At 44.2% G+C, this 8,138-nt stretch carries 7 protein-coding genes and 1 pseudogene; 4 read left to right on the top strand and 4 right to left on the bottom strand.

Going from position 1 to position 8,138, the window contains the following annotated elements; genetic code table 11:
* Positions 1 to 1,038 (top strand): annotated as a pseudogene (locus K6G33_RS06080) (phage tail tape measure protein); the annotation flags it as partial.
* 477 nt (positions 1,039 to 1,515) lie between these two features.
* Here K6G33_RS06080 and K6G33_RS06075 read toward each other — a convergent pair.
* Positions 1,516 to 1,947 carry a MarR family winged helix-turn-helix transcriptional regulator gene (locus tag K6G33_RS06075; RefSeq protein ID WP_296777346.1) on the bottom strand — a complete coding sequence of 144 codons (432 nt, stop codon included), beginning with the start codon at positions 1,945 to 1,947 and terminating at the stop codon, positions 1,516 to 1,518.
* An 8-nt stretch (positions 1,948 to 1,955) separates the two neighbouring features.
* Positions 1,956 to 2,216: a TIGR03905 family TSCPD domain-containing protein gene (locus K6G33_RS06070; RefSeq protein ID WP_296777345.1), complete on the bottom strand. Its 261-nt coding sequence runs from the start codon at positions 2,214 to 2,216 to the stop codon at positions 1,956 to 1,958.
* A gap of 218 nt (positions 2,217 to 2,434) precedes the next feature.
* On the opposite strand from K6G33_RS06070, the gene K6G33_RS06065 reads away from it, so the two are divergent.
* Positions 2,435 to 3,388 carry a glycoside hydrolase family 25 protein gene (locus K6G33_RS06065; RefSeq protein WP_296777344.1) on the top strand — a complete coding sequence of 318 codons (954 nt, stop codon included), beginning with the start codon at positions 2,435 to 2,437 and terminating at the stop codon, positions 3,386 to 3,388.
* 62 nt (positions 3,389 to 3,450) lie between these two features.
* On the opposite strand, the gene K6G33_RS06060 is transcribed toward K6G33_RS06065, so the two are convergent.
* Together K6G33_RS06060 and K6G33_RS06055 are read right to left on the bottom strand one after the other, a co-directional pair.
* Positions 3,451 to 3,696: an IreB family regulatory phosphoprotein gene (locus tag K6G33_RS06060; protein WP_028516792.1), complete on the bottom strand. Its 246-nt coding sequence runs from the start codon at positions 3,694 to 3,696 to the stop codon at positions 3,451 to 3,453.
* A 208-nt stretch (positions 3,697 to 3,904) separates the two neighbouring features.
* On the bottom strand, positions 3,905 to 4,450 hold the full coding sequence (locus K6G33_RS06055; RefSeq protein WP_296777343.1) for a 4'-phosphopantetheinyl transferase superfamily protein: 546 nt from the start codon (positions 4,448 to 4,450) through the stop codon (positions 3,905 to 3,907).
* A gap of 258 nt (positions 4,451 to 4,708) precedes the next feature.
* Here K6G33_RS06055 and K6G33_RS06050 point away from each other — a divergent pair, with 258 nt between their 5' ends.
* Entirely contained in the window at positions 4,709 to 4,870 is a 162-nt protein-coding gene (locus K6G33_RS06050; protein WP_296777342.1) for a hypothetical protein, read from the top strand.
* Between the two features lie 491 nt (positions 4,871 to 5,361).
* Positions 5,362 to 8,124 (top strand): preprotein translocase subunit SecA, encoded by a 2,763-nt coding sequence (gene secA, locus K6G33_RS06045; protein WP_296777341.1) that lies wholly within the window; start codon positions 5,362 to 5,364, stop codon positions 8,122 to 8,124.
* Positions 8,125 to 8,138 lie beyond the last annotated feature (14 nt).

Below are 8,138 nucleotides of genomic sequence, written 5' to 3'. Positions count from 1 at the left end.
AAGAACTTTTTCGTCAATCTCTGGAATAATATCACCGGCTTTATTTCCGGTGTGCTGAACAGTATCAAAACCTTCTTTGTGTCTGTATGGACAGCTATCAAGGACATCTTTGTCGGCATCTGGACTGCGATCTACAACAGCGTATCTGAGAAGATCGATCTCATCAGGACTGTTATCGAGTTCGTATGGAACACCATTTATACAGCAATCAGCACGGTGCTGAATGCCATCTGGTCGGTTATCACGACTGTATGGCAGACCATTTATGATTTCATCTCTCCTCTGCTGGATGCCTTCAGGTACCTGTTTGAGACGATTTTTGAAGCGATCCATGTGATCATCTCCCGTGTTATGGACTGGATCCACGAAAAGATCACTACCACATGGGAGACGATAAAAGCTGTTGTGACAATCGTTCTCGAAGCAATCAAGACATTTTTTGTGACAATCTGGAATGCGATCTCTACCACTGTCAGCACGGTAATGGATACCATTTCCAATGTGATCTCCACCGTATGGAATGCAATCTCCGGCTTCATCTCCGGTATTCTGAACGCCATCTGGTCGGTGATCTCCTCTATCTGGGAGAGCATCAAAAATCACATTACCAATACGCTGAATGCGATTCATGCGGTCATTTCTGCTGTGTGGAACGCGATCAGCGGATTCGTATCATCCGTGCTTAATGCGATTTCCTCTACAGTATCCAACATCTGGAACGGCATTAAAAATACAGTCAGCACGATCATGAACGCAATAAAAAACACTGTCTCCAATATCTGGAACAGTGTAAAATCTGCGGTCACAGAAAAGATCACAGCCATCAAGGATACGATTGTCAACGGCTTCAATGCGGCAGTAAACTTTATCAAAAACCTCGGCTCTCAGGCATTTCAGTGGGGCGCGGATATCATCAACGGCATTGTCAGCGGTATCTGTATCTTTTGTTTGCAGCCATCGAGGATGATTGTTGCTTCACCCCAGTCTACCTGTACAGCTTCGGCTGGTTCGTATGACAGCGGTACAAAGATATCATGAATATTGCAGCGTAGTTCCGCTACAGTTCGCCTTACAGAGGCTTCACAGCCCTCAAAGCCGTATTCAGCAACCAGACGTTCATATATCTTATGAGCTGTATGGTGCTGTTTACGTGGTGCTTTCTTATCAGATTCTATGCATTTTATTATGAAGGCTTTGACTTCATCGGTAATGATATCGTTCTTCCTGCCGCTGCCGGGCTTTCGTTCCCACGGAACGGTCTGTCCTTCCCAGTATTTCTTTACTGTATTGCGTGATACACCAAGTATCTTCGCTACATTACGTTGACTGTAGTCAGTATGCTCACGATAATATCTGATCTTTTCATAGATCTCCATTGCTATTGCCACTCCTTGTTTCTCCTGTACACAAGCTCTTTCTCTTATTATACAGGATTTTTATTTTAGTGGCTCATTTTTTTATTATCATTTTGAGGCTAACTGGCTCAGTTTTATTTTAGCATACATATGCATATAATTATTTATCATTGCCGAGCAGTTTATAGAGCAGCCTGTAAAGTTCCTTCGCTTCATCTGCTTCAAGAGGGATACAGCTGCCGAGCTTTTCAGGGACGCAAACGGCGTTTTCTTTCAATGCTGCGCCGTTTTCTGTCAGCTGAACTATGAGCACACGTTCGTCCTCGGTGCTTCTTGAACGGTGTACAAGCCCCTTTGCTTCAAGGCTTTTCAGTACAGGCGTAAGAGTGCCCGAGTCAAGAAACAGCAGCCTGCCCAGCTCCTTAACGCTTACGGACTTTTTCTCCCACAGCACCATCATTGCGATATACTGGGTGTATGTAAGGTCTAAATCCTTCAGCAGGGGAGTATACTTTTTTATGACCTCTCTTGCGCAGGCATAAAGAGGGAAGCAAAGCTGATTTTCCAGTTTCAGAGCGTCATATCTGCCCATTCTGCACCTCAGGCGTTCTGCTGTTTTTCGTAAGCTTCACGTACAGCGAGACAGAGCTGATCTGCACATGAAGTAGGTCTTCTGCCGCAGGTGTTGCCTTTGAGCTTAGCTTCTATCTGTTCAACAGTCCAGCCGTCGAGAACCTTTGAGATAGCCTTGAGGTTGCCGTTGCAGCCGCCGAGGAACGAGATATTTGTTATAACATTTCCTTCGATGTGGAAGCTTATCTCCTGAGCGCAAACCATTTGAGTTTTGTAAGTATAATCCATAATTATCCTCCTTCTGGAAATAAAGGATTTATTGATTGAGTTCAATTTAATTTTACATTACAAAAGCGCATTTGTCAAGAGCTTTTTTCTGAAAAATATGTGAAAAGTTGTGAATGTGACGAAACTGTTATGATATTTCGTGTGAAATAATGTTTACAAAGTTCGATGAATGTGATATTATATACATATAGATAAATACATAACAAATGGAGGAAACAATGGCAGACAACAAAAAACGTGTTAGATTCAAAAGTATAGCGATAGTCGAAGCTATCCTGATATTGCTACTGACTCTCGCATTGATATGGGTAGGACTGATACGCGGAAGAGGAGAGGCTGTTCCGGCAAACTCAAAGTCCAAGGGCGAAGTCCGCAGGAGAGCTGTTATAGAAAAAGAGGAGACTTTCTACCAGCTTGACGGCAAAAAGATACTCATGCACGACAATACATACGGCGAGATATTTGCTCCTGTATATCAGGACGTTCCTGCAAGCACACTTGACCTGAACAATCTTATCATGCGCAACGGCTATGCATATTACAGCGAAAACGGCGAGGTAATATCGACTACAGGCATTGATGTATCCCAGTTTCAGGGCGAGATAGACTGGGAGCAGGTAAAGCAGGCAGGCATAGATTTTGCGTTTATACGTGTAGGCTACCGTACATACGGCGACGGAATAGTTTCGTATGATGAGGCGTTCCAGCGCAACCTTGAAGGAGCTCAGGAAGCAGGCATAAAGGTGGGCGCATATTTCTACTCACAGGCAACAAATGCCGATGAAGCTATCGAGGAAGCAGATGCTGTTATTGATGCACTTCACGGCTATAATATAACGTATCCCGTAGTTTACGACTGGGAGCTGGTATATACAGACAATGCGCGTACCGATGACGTAAGTGTTGAAGCTCTTGCAGACTGCTGCGTGTCCTTCTGCGAAAGGATAAAGGACTCGGGCTATACGCCTATGATATATCAGAACACAGGTACAGCAACACATAAGCTTGACCTGCCGAGGATAAAGGACTACGACTTCTGGCTTGCGGAGTACAGTGACAGCCCGTCATATTACTATGATTTCAAGATATGGCAGTATTCCAACACAGGCAGGATCCCGGGCATTGAGGGAGATGTTGACCTCAACATCTGTTTCAGACCTTACGGAGCATAAAAAAACAGCCCGTAGGCTGTATAAAAAGCAAAAAAGGACGGTCAATGACCGTCCTTTATATTTTATGCGTTAAGATACGATCTTACAAGAACCTGTAAAAGCTCGTCACGGTCGATGTGGCGAATAAGACTTCTTGCGTTGTTGTAGGTCGTAATGTATGTAGGATCTTCCGAAAGAATATAGCCTACTATCTGATTAACAGGGTTGTATCCCTTCTGAGTAAGAGCATCATAGATGATGGTAAGATTTTTCTTGAGTTCCGCTTCTCTGTCCTCATTGACGGAGAAAGTCATGGTTTTATCAAACATAATATCAGCCTCCCGATTTGTAGAATACTTCAGGTGAAACGCAAATGGATCAAACAAGAAGCTTATAATTATTATACCCTAAAACGAGCGGCAATGCAAGGGCAAACAAGAATTTTTCCCGATTTGAACGAATTTTGTTTCGGATTTTATTGATTTTGCACAGCCAAAATGCGGCTGTAAGGGCAATTTCCACAGATGTGCCATAGTGTTATAAGGTCGGATCTTCGGGCGGATCTTTCAATTCACAGGAAGACACTATGTATTTGCCGCCGTCGATTATGTACTGTCGGAAACGGCAGCCTTCAAGGTCGCAGATTATCTCGTCGCCGCTGAAGCTGAATTCCGCAGTGTTCAGCGGATAGGATATGCCTATGCCGAGAGCCTTGACGTAAGCTTCTTTCAGAGTCCATATGCGGAAAAAGAGGATATCGCGCTCACTTTCTGGAGTTTCCTCCACCAGTTTGCGCTCCTTATCCGAAAAAGCTCGCTTCATCACATTCGGGCGGAAAGCTCTGACATTTTCGCAGTCTATGCCGCACTCGAAGTCAGAGACCAGACAGGCAGCTATACCGTTTGCATGGGAGATATTGTAGTGTATATCGGGACGCTCGGCGAGGGAAGGCTTTCCGAGCCTGCCTTTTATGACGGGAGTATCCGCGTTATAGTCCACACATCTGAGCTTCAGGGCTTCACGCAGCATATTATGAGCGTGTTCGTGGAGATCGCGTCTGTCTATCTCCAATATAGATATCATAATCATAGTTATCACCGTATAAATTATAGCATATTCATGATGTTTTTACAATAGATAGTGACAAATGTCACTGATAAAGTGACAAACGTTATCTTTATAAAATGAATGAGGTATGCTATTATCATTACATGGAAAATCATGTGATATTTGTTCATACATAATGAACAATGCTGGGAAAATGGATTATTGGAGGTAGGAAATATGTTGCGTATAATAGGATGTGTTATTTTATTTATAGCTTCGCTGGTGAATCATATAATGGATGAGAAGTTCAAGGGGCAAACAGGCGCACAGATCACTCGCAAGATAGTCATAGAGCTGTTGATTGGTATAGGGCTTATGGCATTACTTGCACTTATAGTGTTTGGCTTTCTGGACTACATTCATGAAGGTATTGTTGGTATTGGAAAGATGGGATAATATGAATGAAATCATGATTTTTTTACAATAGATAGTGACAAATGTCATCTTGTAAAATCATGTGATTTATGATATCATTATATAAGGCAAATGTTAAAAAATCAAGCTGACAAATATTAAAAGGTGATAAATATTTTATTTCCGCTGATTCTGACTGTAATAGTCGCAGCAGTGATAATACTGGCGGAATTGCTGCGTGAAAAGCTTGAAATAGACGGAAAATACATAATAGGCATTATAGCCTTTGTGTTGTTTTTAGTTGTTATATATGTTTTTTGGAAGCTCGTATTTACAGATATGCCGAGATGCCTGCCAAGGTAACACTTTTTTGCATACGCTGAAAATCATAGCTGAACATAGTAAAAATGAACTGTATACACACTGAAACATTGCCTTTTGGTATTGACAAACAGTGTCGTTTGTTGTAAAATATATTATGTGTATTTATACTATCAGACCTACACTATAAAATGAAAAGGCGGAAAGCAAAAATGGGTTTATTCAAAAACGTTTTTGGCGCGAACGCTTACTCAAATCGTGAGTTGAAGCGTATCGAGCCTATTAAAAATAAAGTACTTGAACTCGACGAAGAGTATCAGAAGCTTTCTGATGCTGAACTTAAAGCAAAGACAGCTGAATTCAAAGAGCGACTTGAGGACGGCGAAACTCTCGACGATATCCTCCCCGAGGCTCTTGCAACTGTAAGAGAAGCTGCATGGCGTGTTCTTGAAAAGAAGCCTTATCCTGTACAGATAATCGGTGCTATCGTTCTTCACCAGGGACGTATCGCCGAGATGAAGACAGGTGAAGGTAAAACACTCGTTGCCTGCGTAGCTTCATACCTCAATGCACTTTCAGGTCTCGGCGTTCACGTCGTTACCGTAAACGACTACCTTGCTAAGACTCAGGCTGAAGAAATGGGCAAGGTGCTCCGCTGGCTGGGACTTACAGTCGGCTGTATCCTCCACGGACTTAATAACGACCAGCGCCGTGCAGCATATAATTGCGACGTTACATATGCTACAAATAACGAGCTGGGCTTCGATTACCTCCGTGACAACATGGTAACTCACAAGGAAGAGCGCGTACAGAGAGCTCCAAACTTTGCTATCGTGGACGAGGTCGACTCTATCCTCATCGACGAAGCGCGTACTCCTCTTATCATATCAGGACGCGGAGACAAGTCCACAGACCTCTACGCTATCGTTGACCGTTTCGCAAAGACCCTTACTTCCACTACAGTCGTTGAAATGGACGACAAGGTGGATCAGGAGTCTATCAACGATACCGCTGACTATATCATCGACGAAAAGGCTAAGACAGCTACTATCACACAGCGCGGTGTAAAGAAGGCTGAACAGGCATTCAGAGTAGAGAACCTCATGGATTCCGAGAATATGACCCTTCTCCACCACATCAATCAGGCTATCAAGGCTAACGGCGTTATGAAGAACGATATCGACTACGTTGTCAAGGACGGCGAGATCATTATCGTTGACGAATTCACAGGCCGTCTTATGATGGGCCGTCGTTTCAATGACGGTCTTCACCAGGCTATCGAGGCTAAGGAAGGCGTTAAGATCAAGAGCGAGTCAAAGACTCTTGCTACAATTACATTCCAGAACTTCTTCCGTCTTTATACAAAGCTCTCAGGTATGACAGGTACTGCTATGACTGAGGAAGACGAGTTCAAGGAGATCTACAAGCTCGACGTTATCTCTATACCTACTAACAAGCCTGTTATACGTATAGATCATAACGATCAGGTATATACTACAGAGAAGGGCAAGTATGCCGCTATCATAAACAAGATCATCGAATGTCACGAAAAAGGACAGCCGATCCTCGTTGGTACCGTATCTATCGAGAAGTCGGAGCTTCTCTCCGCAATGCTCAAGAGAAAGGGCATTAAGCACGAAGTCCTCAACGCTAAGCAGCACGCAAAGGAAGCTGAGATCGTTGCACAGGCAGGTAAGTACGGCGCTGTAACGATCGCTACCAACATGGCAGGACGTGGTACCGATATCATGCTCGGCGGTAACGCTGAGTTCCTTGCAAGAGCTGAACTGAGAAAGCGTGAGATACCGGAGGAGATCATCGCAGAGGCTATCGGCTTTGCTGACACAGACAATGAAGAGATCATCGCAGCAAGAAAGCTCTACCGTGAGCTTTATGACAAGTTCAATGCTGAGGTAAAGGAGAAGGCTGTTGCTGTCAAGGAAGCAGGCGGACTTTATATCCTCGGTACAGAAAGACATGAATCAAGACGTATCGACAATCAGCTCCGCGGACGTTCAGGCCGTCAGGGCGACGAGGGTGAGAGCTGCTTCTTCCTCTCTGTCGAGGATAACCTCATGCGTATCTTCGCAGGTGACCGTCTTGAAAATATGATGAAGACACTTAATGTTGACGAGAATACTCCTATCGAGAGCAAGATGCTCACAAGGATAATCGAGTCTTCACAGAAGAAGGTAGAAGGTCAGAACTTCAGCATCAGAAAGAACGTCCTCAACTACGACGACGTTATGAATACTCAGCGTGAGATCATCTACAAGCAGAGAGCTCAGGTTCTCGACGGAGAAGACCTCCACGAGAGCATTCTCAAGATGATGGAAGATCTTATCGCTTCTACAGTTGATACCTATCTCGTTGACGATGAGATCAAGGACGACTGGAACCTTGTTGGTCTGAGGGATCACTTCCTCGGCTGGCTCATCGGACCTGAGGATCTTGTTTTTGAGGAAGGCGAGCTTGAAGAAGTATCAAAGGCTGATATCGTAAACGCTCTCAGCACCAAGGCAGGAGAGATCTATCAGGCTAAGGAAGCTGAGTACGGCGCTGAGGTAATGCGTGAACTTGAGCGTGTTATCCTCCTCAAGGTCGTTGATACAAAGTGGATGGCTCATATCGACGATATGGAAGAACTCAAGAAGGGTATCGGACTTCGTTCGTACGGTCAGAAGAACCCTGTTATCGAGTATCGTTACGAAGGCTTTGAGATGTTCGATGCAATGGTAGAGTCTATCCGCGAGGATACTATCCGTATGCTGCTCACAGTTAAGCTCCAGACAAATGAAGCTCCTGAGCGTGAGCAGGTTGCTCAGCCTGATGCTCCAAATGCAGGCGCAGGCGACGGAAGCTTCTCAGATGAACCTCTCCGTTCAAAGAAAATAGGCGATAATGATCCTTGCCCCTGCGGAAGCGGCAAAAAGTATAAGAAATGCTGCAAAGCAAAGGATATGGCAAATAACTGATAAATAGGGGCGGT

Source organism: Ruminococcus sp. (assembly GCF_024691275.1).
Classification (GTDB): Bacteria; Bacillota; Clostridia; order Oscillospirales; family Ruminococcaceae; genus Ruminococcus.
Note: the sequence above shows the minus strand (reverse complement) of the source record. Positions and strands in the feature narration are given on the sequence as shown.

Coding starts and splice junctions, on each gene's coding strand:
- secA (WP_296777341.1), top strand. CDS start 5,362: ATGGGTTTATTCAAAAACGTTTTTGGCGCGAACGCTTACTCAAATCGT.
- K6G33_RS06060 (WP_028516792.1), bottom strand. CDS start 3,696: ATGTTTGATAAAACCATGACTTTCTCCGTCAATGAGGACAGAGAAGCG.
- K6G33_RS06055 (WP_296777343.1), bottom strand. CDS start 4,450: ATGATATCTATATTGGAGATAGACAGACGCGATCTCCACGAACACGCT.
- K6G33_RS06070 (WP_296777345.1), bottom strand. CDS start 2,216: ATGGATTATACTTACAAAACTCAAATGGTTTGCGCTCAGGAGATAAGC.
- K6G33_RS06065 (WP_296777344.1), top strand. CDS start 2,435: ATGGCAGACAACAAAAAACGTGTTAGATTCAAAAGTATAGCGATAGTC.
- K6G33_RS06050 (WP_296777342.1), top strand. CDS start 4,709: ATGGATGAGAAGTTCAAGGGGCAAACAGGCGCACAGATCACTCGCAAG.
- K6G33_RS06075 (WP_296777346.1), bottom strand. CDS start 1,947: ATGGGCAGATATGACGCTCTGAAACTGGAAAATCAGCTTTGCTTCCCT.